The 15,880-nt window shown below is 37.3% G+C and carries 16 protein-coding genes; 5 read left to right on the top strand and 11 right to left on the bottom strand.

Going from position 1 to position 15,880, the window contains the following annotated elements; translation table 11 throughout:
- The first annotated feature begins 52 nt into the window (after nt 1-52).
- Nucleotides 53-664: a CPBP family intramembrane glutamic endopeptidase gene (locus QNH48_RS08560; protein ID WP_283954565.1), complete on the top strand. Its 612-nt coding sequence runs from the start codon at nt 53-55 to the stop codon at nt 662-664.
- A gap of 42 nt (nt 665-706) precedes the next feature.
- Here QNH48_RS08560 and QNH48_RS08555 read toward each other — a convergent pair whose 3' ends face one another.
- Entirely contained in the window at nt 707-1,759 is a 1,053-nt protein-coding gene (locus QNH48_RS08555; protein WP_283954564.1) for a YkvI family membrane protein, read from the bottom strand.
- 202 nt (nt 1,760-1,961) lie between these two features.
- On the opposite strand from QNH48_RS08555, the gene QNH48_RS08550 reads away from it, so the two are divergent.
- Entirely contained in the window at nt 1,962-4,109 is a 2,148-nt protein-coding gene (locus QNH48_RS08550; RefSeq protein WP_283954563.1) for an ATP-dependent Clp protease ATP-binding subunit, read from the top strand.
- A gap of 41 nt (nt 4,110-4,150) precedes the next feature.
- Here the strand turns inward: QNH48_RS08550 and QNH48_RS08545 are convergent, their stop codons facing one another.
- The 3 genes from QNH48_RS08545 to QNH48_RS08535 form a co-directional block, all read right to left on the bottom strand.
- Nucleotides 4,151-5,845 carry a M3 family oligoendopeptidase gene (locus QNH48_RS08545; protein ID WP_283954562.1) on the bottom strand — a complete coding sequence of 565 codons (1,695 nt, stop codon included), beginning with the start codon at nt 5,843-5,845 and terminating at the stop codon, nt 4,151-4,153.
- A 97-nt stretch (nt 5,846-5,942) separates the two neighbouring features.
- The gene (locus QNH48_RS08540) at nt 5,943-6,383 is read right to left on the bottom strand and encodes a MarR family winged helix-turn-helix transcriptional regulator (protein ID WP_283954561.1); all 441 of its coding nucleotides are present in this window, start codon (nt 6,381-6,383) and stop codon (nt 5,943-5,945) included.
- A gap of 113 nt (nt 6,384-6,496) precedes the next feature.
- The gene (locus QNH48_RS08535) at nt 6,497-7,486 is read right to left on the bottom strand and encodes a phosphotransferase enzyme family protein (RefSeq protein WP_283954560.1); all 990 of its coding nucleotides are present in this window, start codon (nt 7,484-7,486) and stop codon (nt 6,497-6,499) included.
- A 151-nt stretch (nt 7,487-7,637) separates the two neighbouring features.
- Between QNH48_RS08535 and QNH48_RS08530 the strand changes: the two genes are divergently transcribed.
- On the top strand, nt 7,638-8,876 hold the full coding sequence (locus QNH48_RS08530) for an MFS transporter (protein WP_283954559.1): 1,239 nt from the start codon (nt 7,638-7,640) through the stop codon (nt 8,874-8,876).
- 27 nt (nt 8,877-8,903) lie between these two features.
- Here QNH48_RS08530 and QNH48_RS08525 read toward each other — a convergent pair whose 3' ends face one another.
- Nucleotides 8,904-9,413 carry a hemerythrin domain-containing protein gene (locus QNH48_RS08525; RefSeq protein ID WP_283954558.1) on the bottom strand — a complete coding sequence of 170 codons (510 nt, stop codon included), beginning with the start codon at nt 9,411-9,413 and terminating at the stop codon, nt 8,904-8,906.
- A 214-nt stretch (nt 9,414-9,627) separates the two neighbouring features.
- Between QNH48_RS08525 and QNH48_RS08520 the strand changes: the two genes are divergently transcribed.
- On the top strand, nt 9,628-9,975 hold the full coding sequence (locus tag QNH48_RS08520) for a hypothetical protein (RefSeq protein WP_133369542.1): 348 nt from the start codon (nt 9,628-9,630) through the stop codon (nt 9,973-9,975).
- Nucleotides 9,976-10,263: 288 nt separating this feature from the next.
- Here QNH48_RS08520 and QNH48_RS08515 read toward each other — a convergent pair whose 3' ends face one another.
- The 4 genes from QNH48_RS08515 to QNH48_RS08500 are packed head-to-tail and all read right to left on the bottom strand — an operon-like array spanning nt 10,264 to nt 13,726.
- A complete protein-coding gene (locus QNH48_RS08515) occupies nt 10,264-10,548 on the bottom strand; it encodes a ferredoxin family protein (RefSeq protein ID WP_283954557.1) in 285 nt (94 codons plus the stop codon).
- Nucleotides 10,548-11,843, bottom strand: a complete 1,296-nt coding sequence (locus QNH48_RS08510; RefSeq protein WP_283954556.1) for an FAD-dependent oxidoreductase — start codon at nt 11,841-11,843, stop codon at nt 10,548-10,550. Before QNH48_RS08510 ends, QNH48_RS08515 begins: the two co-directional genes overlap by 1 nt.
- Nucleotides 11,827-12,867 carry an electron transfer flavoprotein subunit alpha/FixB family protein gene (locus tag QNH48_RS08505; RefSeq protein ID WP_283954555.1) on the bottom strand — a complete coding sequence of 347 codons (1,041 nt, stop codon included), beginning with the start codon at nt 12,865-12,867 and terminating at the stop codon, nt 11,827-11,829. Before QNH48_RS08505 ends, QNH48_RS08510 begins: the two co-directional genes overlap by 17 nt.
- Before the next feature lie 31 nt (nt 12,868-12,898).
- The gene (locus tag QNH48_RS08500) at nt 12,899-13,726 is read right to left on the bottom strand and encodes an electron transfer flavoprotein subunit beta/FixA family protein (RefSeq protein ID WP_133369641.1); all 828 of its coding nucleotides are present in this window, start codon (nt 13,724-13,726) and stop codon (nt 12,899-12,901) included.
- A gap of 345 nt (nt 13,727-14,071) precedes the next feature.
- Between QNH48_RS08500 and QNH48_RS08495 the strand changes: the two genes are divergently transcribed.
- Nucleotides 14,072-14,803, top strand: a complete 732-nt coding sequence (locus QNH48_RS08495; RefSeq protein WP_283954554.1) for a ZIP family metal transporter — start codon at nt 14,072-14,074, stop codon at nt 14,801-14,803.
- Between the two features lie 21 nt (nt 14,804-14,824).
- Here the strand turns inward: QNH48_RS08495 and QNH48_RS08490 are convergent, their stop codons facing one another.
- Nucleotides 14,825-15,064, bottom strand: a complete 240-nt coding sequence (locus QNH48_RS08490; protein ID WP_283954553.1) for an aspartyl-phosphate phosphatase Spo0E family protein — start codon at nt 15,062-15,064, stop codon at nt 14,825-14,827.
- Between the two features lie 264 nt (nt 15,065-15,328).
- Nucleotides 15,329-15,862, bottom strand: coding sequence for a 1,2-dihydroxy-3-keto-5-methylthiopentene dioxygenase (locus QNH48_RS08485; protein ID WP_283954552.1), 534 nt, complete (start codon nt 15,860-15,862; stop codon nt 15,329-15,331).
- Between the last annotated feature and the right edge of the window lie 18 nt (nt 15,863-15,880).

Below are 15,880 nucleotides of genomic sequence, written 5' to 3'. Positions count from 1 at the left end.
AATTCTTTTTTGTTAAAATGAATTTTATTGTTAGAAAGGAGGTAATCGATACTTGAAGAATCGCAATTTTGATCTTCGACTAATTACTGGGCTAATCATTTCTCATGCACTTATGTATTTCACTTTTTATGACCGGGTAATTTTCTGGTATATATTTACTGGTTCACTCCTTATTTTGATTACTTATGCGATGTTTCAAGAAGCTGTGGATGATGAAGCATCATTTTTTAAATATCTCTCTCTAGGTACTGTTTCAGGATTAATCTTGTATTTGGTTTTTTGGATGGGGCTTCAAGCCTTTGACGTTCTAAATCTGCCTTTTGAGAAAAGTGTTAATAAACTCTATCGCTGGTTTGCTCCTGCACTATTTTGGCAGTACCTTGCACTAATTTTAGTGGCAGCTCCTGGGGAAGAACTCTTTTGGCGCGGATTTGTTCAAAAAAGACTGCTTCACTACTTCGGACCATTAACGAGTATTTTCATTGGTGCACTTCTTTATGCTTCCGTTCATATTTATTCAGGTACACTAATCTTAATGCTTGCAGCATTCCTTTCTGGGCTTATGTGGGGTGCACTATATCTATGGAAGAGAAGCATGCCATTAGTCATTGTTTCCCATATTGTTTTTGACATCATGATTTTTATTATTTTACCGTTAAAATAGGAAAAGCACCTGTCTAAATAATGGACAATGCTTTTCCTATTTTTATGATTTATTTACTTTATCGTTTAGAGGCTTCAACCATAAAAGGACAAAAAAGATAAGGCTAATATAGCCAAACAATGGGTAAAGATTAGACAAAAGTTTACTATAGTCAATAAGACTGATAATATAAGAAATGATAAAGATTGCTGAAATGGTAATGAAAGTAGGGACATTAACAAATTGCTTTAACTGACGATCGAGTCCAAAAACATTTCCAATGACTGAAGTGAAGATTTCCCCATAAATAACAAGGACAAATATCCAATAAAAAAAAGGTGCTATCTGCTTCATAATTATCGCCATCGGAATCTCATAAATTTCTAAGTTCGGAAGCATAATCAAGGTGAAATGGCTTGAGATTAAAATGACAGTTAATGCTGTCCCTCCTAAAATCCCTCCCCATTTGATGGTCCAATCATCCTTAATTTCATTCGCAATCGGAACAAGTACTGCTTGTGCCAAAGCAAGGTTTAAAGCTGTATATGAAAAAGGTGCTAAGATACTTTTCCAGCCATCCTCCGCATGAGGTACAAATAATAAGTGATTCAAAAAGTCTGACTGTTTAATAGAAAGTGTCATTAACATAAGACTGAAGCAAACCATAATGGGTACCACAAATGAATTGACTGCGAATAGACCCTTTGTACCGACAAGCATTACTAAAAAAGATAAAAAAATTGTAATAAACACTCCTAAATTCTTTGAAAGACCCAATTGTTCCTCAAAGACCGCTCCTGCACCTGCAAGCATTACAGCAGTTACTCCTAAAAGCATAAAAAGCATGATTATATTAATACCGCTGCCTGCCCATTTCCCAAACAAGTGTACATTAAATTCCTGATACGAAACGGCATTAATCCGAGCAGCAATTCTCATCAACTTTGACCCTAATACGATAAGGAGGTAGCCACTCAATAATATACTTAAAAACCCAATGAAGCCAAACCGTGAGAAAAACTCAACGATTTCTCTCCCTGTAGCAAATCCCGCACCAACAACTGTACCAACGTAGACTGCGGCGATTTGGAAAGCAGCTGACCAATTTCTTTTCACCTCATCTCCCCCTTAAATTCAATATATGAGCAAAGGGACAAACAAAGACGAGCTTTTTTAAAATGAGGTCAATTTCTCTTTTGAAGAAATTACCATAAGCAGTCTACTTGAAAGTCAAGGAAGGTCAAATTATACTATTTGCATAAGGTCAAATATAGTCAAAGTCAAAAAAATTATTATATCTTTAGGGAGGTTTTATTTTATGCTTTGTCAATTGTGTAAAGAAGACCAAGCCACTGTTCAATTAAATCTAAATATTAACGGAGCTCACAGTGATTTGAAGCTGTGTCATGAATGTTATGCAGCCAATAAAAATAAAATCAGTACTGGCTTAACTCCTAAAATGAACTCCTTTCCTGGTTTTCCATTAGAAGACCTATTTTTGAATATGAATCCTAATGAAAAAATCCAGCCAAAGAGGAAGCAACAGGCTTCTCAGCGTAATGTTGGTGGCTTTATTGATCAATTTGGACGTAATTTAACCCATATGGCCAAAGCCGGCTTGATTGATCCTGTAGTTGGCCGTGATGGTGAGGTTAAAAGGATTATTGAAATATTAAATCGACGCAATAAAAATAATCCGGTGTTAATTGGTGAACCAGGTGTCGGAAAAACCGCTATCGCTGAAGGACTGGCAATGAAAATTGTCGATGGTCAAGTGCCGGCTAAATTAAAAAATAAAGAAGTATATTTGCTAGATGTTGCTTCATTGGTCGCCAATACAGGTATTCGAGGTCAGTTTGAAGATAGAATGAAGCAATTGATTGCAGAATTACAGGAGCGTAAAAATATTATCCTATTTATTGATGAGATCCACCTCCTAGTGGGGGCAGGTTCTGCAGAAGGATCAATGGATGCAGGAAATATCTTAAAACCAGCTCTCGCACGCGGTGAACTTCAACTAGTTGGTGCAACTACTTTGAAGGAATACCGCCAAATTGAAAAAGACGCTGCTTTAGAACGTCGTTTCCAGCCCGTTCAGGTTGCTGAACCAACACCCAAGGCAGCCATTGAAATCTTAAAAGGAATCAAGAAAAAATATGAGGACTTTCATGAAGTAACTTATTCTGATGCTGCACTGAAAGCATGTGTTCAATTGTCACAGCGTTATATCCAGGATCGTTTCCTGCCGGATAAGGCTATTGACTTACTGGATGAAGCCGGATCTAAATTAAACCTTACTTCTGATGGTATTAGCATGGATCAGATAGAGAACCGATTAAAAGAATTAGCTGTTCAAAAAGATATGGCCCTTAAGAATGAAAACTATGAATTAGCAGCAGCACTTCGTGACGAAGAAGCTAAGCTGGAAAAATCATTAAATGAAACTTCAGAAATCAGCAGACCGGTTATCGAGGTATCACATATTCAAGAAATTATTGAACAAAAGACCGGTATTCCTGTTGGCAAATTACAAGAGGATGAGCAGCAAAAGCTGAAGCACCTTGAAGAAAACCTAAATACAAAAGTCATCGGTCAGAAAAAGGTGGTCGAAAAGGTTACAAAGGCGATAAGAAGAAGCCGCGCCGGCTTAAAATCAAAGAATCGTCCGATTGGCTCTTTCCTTTTTGTCGGTCCAACGGGAGTTGGTAAAACAGAGTTCTCCAAATCGCTCGCCGAAGAACTGTTTGGTTCAACGGAAGCAATGATTCGTCTCGATATGAGCGAATATATGGAAAAACACAGCATTTCTAAACTAATAGGTTCACCACCAGGCTATGTTGGTCATGATGAAGCCGGGCAACTGACTGAAAAGGTACGAAGAAATCCATACAACATTATTTTATTGGATGAAATTGAGAAGGCCCATCCAGATGTCCAGCATATGTTTTTGCAAATTCTCGAGGACGGGCGTCTTACAGACAGTCAAGGAAGAACAGTTAGCTTTAAGGATTCAGTTATTATCATGACAAGTAATGCTGGGGTAGGACACAAAACGATCCATGTTGGTTTTGGTACCAATGACGCAATAGAAGAAGCTTCTATCTTAGATTCACTGGGCAGCTTCTTTAAGCCAGAGTTTTTAAATCGTTTTGATAGTATTATAGAATTTAACTCACTTGACAAAGAACACATCATGCAGATTGTTGATTTAATGATAAATGATTTAAAGGAAACCCTAAAAGAGCAAAATATTGAATTTACTATTACCCTAGAAGCAAAAGAAAAACTAGCAGAGTTAGGCTATCATCCAGCATTTGGTGCACGTCCGCTCCGTAGAGTGATTCAAGAGCATATTGAGGATAACATTGCAGACTTTATCCTCGATCAGCCTGAGGCAGATAATTTATCTGCTACCATCGAAGATGGCCGTCTGATTGTTACTGCAGGAAATATAAAAGTTTGTTAATAGAAAAGCGAAGCCTTGTGGGCTTCGCTTTTCATTTATTATTATAGTTTTTGGTCCTCAATAGAATTTAACCATGTCTCTATCTCACCAACAACAGACTGTACGCAGCCATCCTCAAATGGTGAAATTAGATTAGCTTCTTTCACAAGTCTTGTAAATGACATACTGCCACCAAGCTTGCAAAGATTTACATAATCAATCCAAGCCTCTTTTTGGTTTTCTCTTGAACGTTTCCAAAATTGGAAGGCACAGATTTGCGCTAACGTATAATCAATATAATAGAAAGGTGAGTTAAAAATATGACCTTGACGCTGCCAGAAACCACCATTCTCTAAATAAGTATTCCCGTCATACTCTTTATGAGGTAAATATTTCTTTTCAATTTCGCGCCATTGCTGCTTTCGTTCCTTAGGTGACGCCTCCCAATTTTCATATACCCAGTGTTGGAATTCATCAACAGAAACACCATATGGCAGGAATAATAAAGCATCACTTAAGTGTGAAAATTTATATTTATCTGTATCCTCTTCAAAGAATAACTCCATCCATGGCCAAGTAAAAAACTCCATACTCATCGAATGAATTTCACAAGCTTCATAGGTTGGCCAATAATATTCAGGAATTTCAAAATTCCTGCTTGAATAAACCTGGAATGCATGCCCTGCTTCATGTGTAAGTACGTCAATATCCCCAGAAGTCCCATTAAAATTGGAAAAGATAAACGGAGCTTTGTAGTTTTCAATGAATGTACAATAACCTCCACCAGCTTTCCCCTTCTTTGCCACAAGATCCATGAGGTTGTTATCCTGCATAAATTGGAAGAACTCCCCTGTTTCCTTTGAAAGATCTTCATACATTTTTTGTCCGTTTTCAATAATCCATTCAGGATTGCCCTTTGGTACAGCATTGCCTGTTTGATATTTGAAGCCTTCATCAAAATATCTTAATTTTTCCACGCCAATTCGTTCTTGTTGCCGCGCTTTTAAAGAGGTTGCAATTGGCACAATAAAATCCTTCACTTGCTGACGGAAATTCGCAACCATCTCAGAATTGTAGTCAGTTCTCATCATTCGGTAGTAGCCAAGCTCGACAAAATTTTTATACCCCAAAGCATGGGCAATTTCAGTTCTAATTTTAACAAGATCATCATAAATTCGGTCGAGTTCTTCTTCATGTTCAGCTAAAAATCCAAACTTCGCTTCATTTGCGCGCTTTCTCATTTCCCTATCTGTTGATTCAGTAAAAGGCTCTAATTGCGCTAGGGTACGTTCTTCCCCTTCAAAAATAATTTTTGCAGAAGCAATTAGTTTTGTATACTGAGTTGAAAGGCGATTCTCTTTTTGTAATAAAGGAACTATTTCTGGTTTAAAGGTCTTTAATTGCCCTTCCGCTAAGGCAAATAATTGTTTGCCCAATTTAGCTTCTAATTCCGCGCGAAACTTGGACTGAACAAGCTCCTGATAATATTTTGTAACCAGCCCCTCGATTTCTGGCTGCATTTCATCCATATAATCTTGCTCTGTTTTATAAAATTCATCGTTTGTGTCAACGGAATGGCGAATATAGCAGAGATTAAACATCGTGCCAATATCATTTCTAATTTCATTTACTTCGTTCATCGCCAAGCTTTGCTCTTCTACTGAATTTGCATTTTTAAATTTTTCTATTGCACCCTCAAATCTCCCTGTAATACTTTCTAGGTTTGGACGGATATATGTATACTCTTCAAATCTCATTGAAACATCCCCTTTAGTTAAAAAATTTCAACTATAATCAATTCAACACTTTCCATTAATATTCCTTTAAAAAAGAAAAAATACGGCATGAGCCGTATTAAAATTTACCCGCAGGCAATCCTAGTTTCTTTAATAATTCAATGGCTTCTAGTTTTTCGGAATCAGTTAAACTAGACATTAGTGAATGGATTTGCTGCGCATGTTCTGGGAAAATCTCTTGAATAAAGTCTTTCCCTTTCTCTGTAATTTGTGCGAACGTAACACGTCTGTCATTCGGACATGCTATCCTAATCAACAGTCCTTTTTGTTCCAATTTATCTACTACGTAAGTGATACTGCCGCTTGCAAGTAATATTTTCCCGCCAATTTGCTGCATTGGCTGATCACCTTTGTGATATAAAAGCTCTAATACGGCAAATTCAGTCGGGTTTAAGCCACTTGCTTGAATCACTTTATTAACATGTTCATTAATCGCTTTATATGCTCTTGAAAGAACGATAAATAGCTTCAATGATTGAGATACTGTATCATTTTCCATAAAAACTCATCCTTTTTATTAAGCTTACGCTTATCAAATTATCTAGGGGCTTCCGCTTTTCTTTTTATCTCGACTTCAAGATTATTATAAGAAATTTTTGAGGTGGTGTCAATTTAACATAGATTTACAATCGGTTCTTTTTTTATGATTCTTGATTTCAATGCTTCTAGCATTTTATTTATAGTATCATCTCTTTCTTCCGGTGAGATTTTTTTATGTAAAACAGAATAAAGAGTAACGTCCCTCAGCATAAAAAACAACGGGAGCTGCTCCTTCCAACACTTTGGCAAGGTATTGTGCTGCTCATATCCTTTAATAAAATGTGCAAGAAAATTCGTAGCAAACTGTTCCCGCTCACGTTCACTTGCATCCTGATATCCGTACATAATTGAATAATAAAGCGGGATAGCAATATCTGAGGCAAACCAATGATAGCTACAATCATCAAAATCAAATACATGAACAGATTCACCATCATAAAAAAAGTTCCCTGAATGGACATCACTGTGGATTAGTCCAAAATTATCCTTCTTTACCGGAAGCGATTTCAATTTATTTATTAACAGTTTTGTATTCTTGATAATCTCATTTTCATTTGGAACATAGATTTCAATATCAAGGAGCTCCTCATCCACCCAAGTCGGACGAAGCTTTCTCTCTTTACTTGGCTGGTAATTCTTTGTGACAGCATGCATCTGACCAATGGCTTCACCCCAAGCATGGAATAACTGGTCATTAAATTCCGATGATTTTATTTTTACAGGATAACCAGGTACTTTTGAAAAGAGACAAGCAAAAAAACATGAACCGTCACCTGCTGGTAGTGTTTCAATTAATTGATTATTGGATGATGGGAATGCTTCTGGGCAATTTATGTTTTGTTTGTTTAAATAATTCATCCATTCGAGTTCAGCAAGAATTTCATCCTTACTTCGGTGAGAAATATGAGTGATTCTCAGAATTACAGGTTTGTCTGAACTATTTACCTCAAACACATAATTCTCAAAATCTCCAAGTTTTTTTACCTCTGTTTGTAATTCGAAAACCTTTAAAAAGCCCTTAAGAATAGTTTCTGTAAATAAAATTTCAACTGATTTCTCCATTCATACTCCCCTTTTTCATTCATAATTCCCTTTCTACTTAATTATATTTAAATATTCCGGACTTAGAAACATTCCGTTTCTCATTTCTATAGAATTTATGTAAGATAGGATTATTAAGAGTTTGATAATTTCATAAATGAGGTGCTAGTTAATGGGTCAACCTGCTACAGTGTCTGCAAAAACAACTAAGACCGCAGACACGACAATGTTTAATATTCTTTTTATCATCGGGCTTTGTCATTTACTTAATGATGCCATACAAGCTGTTGTCCCAGCGATGTTTCCAATTCTAGAGAAATCAATGGGTTTATCCTTTACTCAGCTTGGAATTATTGCCTTTTCCTTAAATATGGTTTCGTCTGTGTTACAGCCAGTAGTTGGCTTCGTCACAGATAAAAGACCAATGCCTTTCGCATTACCAATTGGACTTACCCTAACATTGGGTGGTGTTCTTGGAATGGCGTTTGCTCCGTCCTTCGGTATGATTGTTCTTTCAGTCATTTTTATTGGGCTTGGGTCAGCTATTTTTCATCCTGAAGGATCAAGGGTAGCCTTTATGGCTGCAGGGAAAAGAAGAGGACTGGCACAATCTATTTATCAAGTAGGCGGTAATACGGGGCAGGCATTAGCTCCACTAATCACAGCACTCATCCTTGTCCCACTTGGACAGCAAGGTGCTTCATGGTTTTCGCTAGTTGCCGCATTAGCAGTATTGTTATTAATCTACATCGCTAATTGGTATAAACAGAGATTAGTTGAAAACCTGCCTATAATAAAAAAGAAAAATTCAATGTCAAGTAAAAAAGCTGGTCTTTCAAAAAAGGTTAAGCAATCACTATTTTTAATTCTACTACTGATATTTGCAAGGTCATGGTATATATCGGGGATGACTAATTTTTACGCTTTCTTTGCAATAGAAGAATACTCCCTAACGATTAAGGAATCACAGCTTTTCCTATTTGCGTTTTTAATCGCTGGTGCCTTTGGTACTTTTTTTGGAGGCCCGTTGGCTGACCGGTTCGGGAAGAAAAAATTAATATCTGTTTCCATGTTACTGACTATACCATTTTCTATACTTATTCCTTTTGTACCATCTTTTATTGCATTTATCTTTCTTATGCTTACAGGATTTATATTAATGACCAATTTTTCAGTTACTGTAGTTTTTGCACAAGAGCTTGTCCCTGGAAAAATCGGGACAATGTCTGGACTAACCGTGGGACTCGCCTTTGGTATGGGGGCAATCGGTTCAGTAGGACTTGGATATTTAGCAGATTTATTTAGTATGTCAGCAATGGTTTCTTCGATTGGATTTCTGCCATTACTTGGATTATTGGCCTTCCTCCTTCCAAGTGATCAAATGGTACAAAAATGGAATCAAGAGAATTAGAATAAGGATGGGCCTGATAGCCCATCCTTATTTTATTTCCTGAATTTTTTGGTACAGTTCTTCTTTTTCATCATCTGAAAGCATATGCTCTGCCATAGGGAAAAGGACATTTTCTTCTTTAGCAAAGTGCTCCGTTAAAATGTAGTAAGCATTCTTGACTAATTCGGCTGATTTTTTCTTCTCCTCATCGGTTTGGGTGCAAGCAGCTTTTTCTAGAAATTCATGAATTTTTGCCTTAGCTTGATCATGTTCATATTCCATAACTGCAATAGGTCCAGAGGCTGTCCCTATATATACACCCATCATTGGAAATAGAACACCTTCTTCTCGTTCTGAATGAGGATCAAGTGCTGCCTTAAATTCATTAACCTTATTAATCAATTCTTCAAAGGTATTCTCACTAGTAGAATCTTCTTCGATTTGCTTGGTTAATTTGAATAATCCCTCTAATTGTGCTAATAACGGAGGATGCTCAGACTTTAATTGATTAAGTCCTTTACTTAGTTCTACAGGAGACATCTCGCCAAAACTGCTCATACAGCCGCTCATCTGCATACACCTCTTCTTCATTAATTTGTTTTTAGTATAAAAGTTAGTCTTAATAAATGAAGTGACACCAGTCACATCTATACAAATAAAGGAACATGTTATGAATGCGCTTTATATTTTCGAAAAATTTTAACATTTAACCTCAAAAAAACTCATAAACTATCATATAATATAGTTAGAACATAAAAGGGAGGGCTAGAACATGAAAACCCCTAATTACCATGACTTTTATCAAAAGGCTTTGATACCAATTGGTTTTAATGACCTACTCGCACTAAAGAAATACGAATCTTTTGACTTGGATTCACCTTCTACACATTGGCTTATTGCTGTTGAAGGAGTGCAGCTCCCACAGGCAAAGATATACTATCATTGGAAAGTAAGTATCTATCACTCTAATTATGATGGTGATTTTAATTGGAAGAAACCTTTCTATTGTTCTCCAATTATGAATTCTATGGATCATGCACATGAGCTTGCTTGCTCATTGGTTTCGTCAAGTAAACAAGATCAACTCTCCACCTTAAACCTTCAAGAAAAAATAAGTTAATCCTCTAAAAATATCCCCTTTTGCTTCACCTTCTTTTTACCCTTACTTGTGAATAAACCCACAAATAGTGAAATCAAACTACATAGCCTAGGGTTCCCTTGCCAAACTATGATTGACTGCCCTTCCTTTTTTTCGCTATTCACGGGTTCTCATCCACGCTATGAGTGACCGCTCCTTCTTCTTTTTTGCAGTTCTTGGGCTCTCATCTACTTACTACTTACTTTATGAGTAACCTTCCTTAACAATAAAAATAGGTGCTGCTCGCAAGCGCAAGCAACACCTTTAATATTATGCTAGACGGAAGACAATTCCATGTCCGCCCTTTGGATATTCCCATTTGATATTTTGATATGGGCAGCCTATTCGACAGCTTCCGCATTCGTGACAGCCCTCATAACCAACCTGCATCCTTAATCCTTCCCATTTGTACACTTCAGCTGGACAGAAAATGGTACAAATTTTATCTGGGCATTGTGTAGCACAAATATCATCGTCCATTACGGTTAAATGTGACTTCGTATCAGCCTTAAATCGAAGAAGGTACTGTTTTTCTTCAATATTCTTAGTTGACATTATTTCACCGCCTTCCAAGCTCGATAAATATCTTGTATTACTTTAATCGTTCCTCTTTCTGATGTTACACTCTTCATAATTTCTTTTTGTTTTTCACGTTTTGGTGTTCCGTCAACTGTAAAGAATTTGCTCATTGCTTTGTTCATCATCGGTACGTATTCTTTAAAATATTGTGGGTTATTCTCAAATGTATGTGTTGCGTCTTTATATTTCTCTAAATCTTTGATTATGAAGCTATCATAAAGCTTTTGACGGTAGAGATTTAAGCTAGATTCCGAGAAGTCTCCGCGGTACTTCGCCTCTATTACAGTTTCAGCAGCAAGTAACCCTGAATGCATTGCCATGTTCGAACCTTCACGATGGATGGCGTTAACTAACTGAGCAGCGTCACCAACAACCAATACACCATTTCCAGCTACCTTTGGTACAGAACGATATCCTCCTTCTGGAATAAGATGGGCAAGGTATTCTGCGGATTCTCCGCCTGCCAGCATTGGTTTAACCATTGGATGTGTCTTTAAATAGTCTAAGAGGTCATATGGCTTCAGTTTTGCTTTAATCATGCTTGATAGAGTTGTACCAACCCCAATGTTTAAGCTGTCCTTATTGGTGTATAAAAAGGCTGTACCAAGGTTTCCCTTGGTTGAATCACCGAAAATCTCAATGGTACATCCTTGGTTATCCTCTAGATTGAAGCGATCATTAATTTTTTCTTTCGGTAAATTAATAACTTCCATTACCGTTAAGGCCACTTCATCCGGACGGAATTCTTTATGAAAGCCTAGCTGCTTGGAGAGTAGTGAATTTACACCATCTGCTAGGACAACCACATCCGCATAGACTTCCCCATTTGGCCGGTCTGTTCGAATACCAATAACCTTACCGTTTTCTACAATACATTCCGTTACAACCGTTTCATTGATTAATAGAGCACCTGCTTCAACAGCTTTTTTCGCAAACCATTGGTCAAATTGCGCTCGTAATACCGTAAAGTTATTATATGGTTCAATACCCCATTCAAGACCTTTGTAACCAAATTGAACAACAGATTCCTTATCCATCATCCAAAAACGCTGTTCGATAACTGGTCTCTCAAGTGGAGCTTCTTTCCAAAACTCTGGAATCAACTCTTCCATTTGCTTCCGATATAGTACCCCGCCCATTACGTTTTTGCTTCCTGGATATTCTCCTCTCTCAATAAGCAATACGTTTAAGCCTTTTTGGGCGCATACAAGTGCACATGAAGTCCCTGCAGGACCCGCCCCAACCACAATGACATCAAATTTTTCTGGCATAGCTCATTTCACCGCCTTTTTCATTTCTCAGCTGCTTAAATTGCTCAATTAACTTAGGTACTATTTCCATTGCATCTCCTACTATTCCATATGTGGCCACATCAAAAATTGGAGCATTTGGATCCTTGTTAATGGCGATGATTAAATCAGAGTTTTTCATACCTACAACATGCTGAATGGCTCCAGACAAGGCAATAGCGAAATAAATTTTAGGTGTTACCGTCTCACCTGTTTGACCAATTTGAAGCTCGTGAGGCAGCCAGCCCGCTTCAACCACATCACGTGTACCTCCAACTGTTGCACCTATTGTATCTGCAAGCTCATAGAGAATCTGGAAATTTTGCACATCTCCCATCCCTTTTCCTCCGCAAACAATCACATGTGCATCAGCTAAATTTGCCTTTTTTGTTACGTCATTCACAATTTGCAGCACTTTTGTCCGCATATTTTCTTCTTTGAGATTTATGTTTTCTTCGATAATCCTCCCTGCTTTGCCTGAATCTGGCTCAAGTGCCTTCATTACCTTAGGTCTAACGGTTGCCATTTGAGGACGATGCTTTTTACAGAGAATAGTAGCCATGATATTACCGCCAAATGCAGGACGGCTCGCTTCAAGCAACCGGCTATCTACATCCACATCAAGCATAGTTGTATCAGCTGTCAAACCAGTGACTAAATCTGTTGCCACAGCACTTGCTAAATCTTTACCATTGGGTGTTGCTCCGTATAGAATAATTTCCGGCTTGTATTTTTCAACTAAAAGCATAACCCCCTGCATATACGATTCTGTCCGATATTGCTTTAACACTGGATGGTCTACTATATAAACTTCATCTGCGCCGTAAGCAATCACTTGCTTTGCTAAGGGTTTAACTTCACTTCCTAGTAGAAAACCTGCTAGCGGAACTTGTAATTTGTCAGCAAGCTTTCGTCCTGCTCCAAGGAGTTCTAAAGAAACACCCTCAATTTTTCCGTCATTTTGCTCTATGAATATCCAGACACCACGGTATTCATCAAAATTCATGTAAACCCCTCCCACGTCAAAAGAATAATCCTTATTGTTTAGATGACTGTAATGTTAATACCTCTTTTTTCTCCATCAAGATATCCATGAGTTGTTTAACTTGCTCATCCGCAGAACCTTCGATTTTTTTCCCGCCTTCAGGACGTGGAGGTGTAAACATTTTTCCAACAATTGTTGGCGAACCTTTTAGACCAAGCTGGGAACGATCAACATTTTCAAAATCATTTACAGTCCAAATTACTGGTTCATATCTAGCTGCTTGTATCATATTGGGCATTGGTGAATACTCGATGTGGTTAATTTCTTTTTCAACCGTTAACAAGCACGGTAATTCAGCCTGTATGAGTTCATAGCCGCTCGATAATTTCCTTTTGATTAAAACGGTTTTTTCTTTTAAATTGACTTCTGAGACTTCAATTACATTCGTTATAGGCGGTATATCCAACCTTCTAGCAATACCAGGTCCTACCTGGCCTGTATCTCCATCAATTGCATGCTTACCGCAAATGACCATATCGACTGGGAGTTCCTTATTGATTTTTTCTAATGCTTTAGAAAGGGCATAACTCGTTGCTAGTGTGTCAGCACCTGCAAAGGCACGGTCGGTAATCAAATATCCGCGATCTGCACCAATCTCAATACTTTTTTTAATAACAGCTGTTGCTTGCGGTGGTCCCATCGACAAAACTGAGATTGTACCCCCATTCTTTTCCCTTATGCTTACTGCTTCTTGTACAGCATGAGCATCGTAAGGATTTAAAATGGCTGGTGCGCTGCGGCGGTCGAGTGTGTTTGTTTTCGGATTAATTTTTATGATTTTTGTATCTGGTACTTGTTTGACACATACGACAATGTGCATGTAGGACATTCCCTCCCCCATATTGGCTATGTTTGTTTTGAAAGCGCTTGCCTTCCTTGGTTATAAAAAATGCCATATTACGATATATGACTCGTAACATTAGCATATTACCAAACAATGATAGATTTCTTTTTTTCAAAATTGATAAATTTTAGGTTTGAGGTAAATTCTAGAAGTATAAGATTTGATGGAGCTCGTGATGTGAGTGAATTTTATTATAAATAGTGATAATTTAACTATAAGAAATAATCAGAAATAAACAATGATAAAAATCACAGTTTCTGTCTAATAATGTAGATAATTTAATTTACGCTATTCATACAGACGAAAGGTTGAGGCTATAGAATGGTGGAAGTGTTTGTGGGAAGCGTTCTTTCTGCTTTATCAACAGGTGCAGGAGCTCTAATCATTCTTTTTATTAATCAATCAGTCACACACCGGTGGATGGATATGTTATTAGCTTTTAGTGCTGGAATCATGATGGCTGCCTCGACAATAGGGCTAATCCCTGAAGCATTAAAATTGGGTGGTTTTGTCTCACTAGCAATTGGAGTATTCTTGGGGGTTTTGGCATTAACAACTCTGGAAAAAAGGATTCCTCATATTGACTTGGAACATAATCGGTATGGAATTCAATTTGATGAAAAGGCATTGTTAATCATTGCAGCAATTACTCTGCATAATATTCCTGAAGGCTTGTCCGTCGGTGTAAGCTATGCTTCACAAACAGAGGATACGGGGAATTTAATCGCCATGGCAATTGGTTTTCAGAATGCGCCAGAAGGCCTTCTTGTTGCTCTCTTTTTAGTTAATCAAAAAATTAACAAATCTAAGGCCTTCTTATTAGCAACCCTAACGGGTGCAATTGAGATTGTTACAGCTTTTATGGGTTTTTATTTAACCTCATTTGTTAAAGGGCTTGTCCCATATGGTCTTTCATTTGCAGCCGGTGCGATGTTGTTTATTATTTATAAAGAGTTAATTCCAGAAAGCCATGGTGATGGCAATGAAAGAGTCTCTACCTATGCTTTTATTACCGGTCTTTTAGTGATGGTTCTCATCATTGATATCTTCTAAGTCTTTCTTCAGGTGATTTCCTTAAACACATACCTTAGGCCAGACCATAATCATTTCATTAAAAGACAGCTTTATTTCTTCATTTGGTCTTGAAAAATGCTGGGATGCTTTTTGATACTCATTTATTAATATATCAAGCTCCTGGCTGTATTTGATCGTTTCTTCACTTGTAAAACCTTTTGCATTCGCACAATTTATCATCATTGCACGTTTGACTTTTATCTCTTCAAGCATCTCAGAAGGGTTGTTATACGTGTACAATTTTCTCCACCTACTCCTTACTCTTATACGCTAAACCGCAAAATAATTTGTTTACTTGATGAATTATGACAAGTTTTAAGGTAAAAGTAAACACTTTCGCAAAAGTAGACAAAACAAGCATTTTACCCTACTTTTCGACAAAATTCACGTCAGTTTTTCTGCTTTTGCGACAATTTTCATTCTTTTTTTAGTGATGTTTTAGTAAATTTGTTTACTAAAACAAATAAAAAACTGGCTGTTACTGATCAGCCAGTTTACATATATTTATTGATGAATTTCTTCTTTCTCGTAAATTGGCACCCAGCCCTCTGTTGTAACGAAAATTCGAACCGCAACAACTTTACGATCTTCCTCTAAGGTAAAATAATGTCTTGTGTTTTCAGGTACAGAAATTAAGTCTCCTGGATTTAGGTGAACTTCGAAAAATTCTCCATCCTTGCCTTGAATAACAAAAACCCCGTGGCCGCTCACAATAAAACGAACCTCATCGTCGGTATGGTGATGTTCGTTTTTGAAGTTTGTTAGCAGTGTATCAAGATTTGGAGTATTATCAGATAATGATATTACATCTTGAGCTTTGTATCCTCTGCGAGTAGAAATATCTGAAATCTCTGCTGAAAAGACTTTTAGGATTTCTTCTTTCTCTTCATCACTCAAAAGATACTTCTCCACTAGTGATTGAGGAAGTTTAGTAATATCCCAATATTCATAAATAACCTCTTGGGACGCTAAAAAGCTCGCTACTTCTTCTTGATTACTAATTTGTTCTTCACTACTTTGAAATGTAATGTATGCCATGATTAATCCTTCCTCTCC

Source organism: Neobacillus sp. YX16, from assembly GCF_030123505.1.
Taxonomy (GTDB): Bacteria; Bacillota; Bacilli; order Bacillales; family Cytobacillaceae; genus Neobacillus.
Note: the sequence above shows the minus strand (reverse complement) of the source record. Positions and strands in the feature narration are given on the sequence as shown.

Bases quoted from the DNA above. Each gene is read 5' to 3' on its own strand.
- QNH48_RS08530 (WP_283954559.1), top strand. From the start codon at position 7,638: ATGGGTCAACCTGCTACAGTGTCTGCAAAAACAACTAAGACCGCAGAC.
- QNH48_RS08540 (WP_283954561.1), bottom strand. From the start codon at position 6,383: ATGGAAAATGATACAGTATCTCAATCATTGAAGCTATTTATCGTTCTT.
- QNH48_RS08525 (WP_283954558.1), bottom strand. From the start codon at position 9,413: ATGAGCAGTTTTGGCGAGATGTCTCCTGTAGAACTAAGTAAAGGACTT.
- QNH48_RS08495 (WP_283954554.1), top strand. From the start codon at position 14,072: ATGGTGGAAGTGTTTGTGGGAAGCGTTCTTTCTGCTTTATCAACAGGT.
- QNH48_RS08550 (WP_283954563.1), top strand. From the start codon at position 1,962: ATGCTTTGTCAATTGTGTAAAGAAGACCAAGCCACTGTTCAATTAAAT.
- QNH48_RS08515 (WP_283954557.1), bottom strand. From the start codon at position 10,548: ATGTCAACTAAGAATATTGAAGAAAAACAGTACCTTCTTCGATTTAAG.
- QNH48_RS08485 (WP_283954552.1), bottom strand. From the start codon at position 15,862: ATGGCATACATTACATTTCAAAGTAGTGAAGAACAAATTAGTAATCAA.
- QNH48_RS08500 (WP_133369641.1), bottom strand. From the start codon at position 13,726: ATGCACATTGTCGTATGTGTCAAACAAGTACCAGATACAAAAATCATA.
- QNH48_RS08505 (WP_283954555.1), bottom strand. From the start codon at position 12,867: ATGAATTTTGATGAATACCGTGGTGTCTGGATATTCATAGAGCAAAAT.
- QNH48_RS08545 (WP_283954562.1), bottom strand. From the start codon at position 5,845: ATGAGATTTGAAGAGTATACATATATCCGTCCAAACCTAGAAAGTATT.
- QNH48_RS08535 (WP_283954560.1), bottom strand. From the start codon at position 7,486: ATGGAGAAATCAGTTGAAATTTTATTTACAGAAACTATTCTTAAGGGC.
- QNH48_RS08520 (WP_133369542.1), top strand. From the start codon at position 9,628: ATGAAAACCCCTAATTACCATGACTTTTATCAAAAGGCTTTGATACCA.
- QNH48_RS08510 (WP_283954556.1), bottom strand. From the start codon at position 11,843: ATGCCAGAAAAATTTGATGTCATTGTGGTTGGGGCGGGTCCTGCAGGG.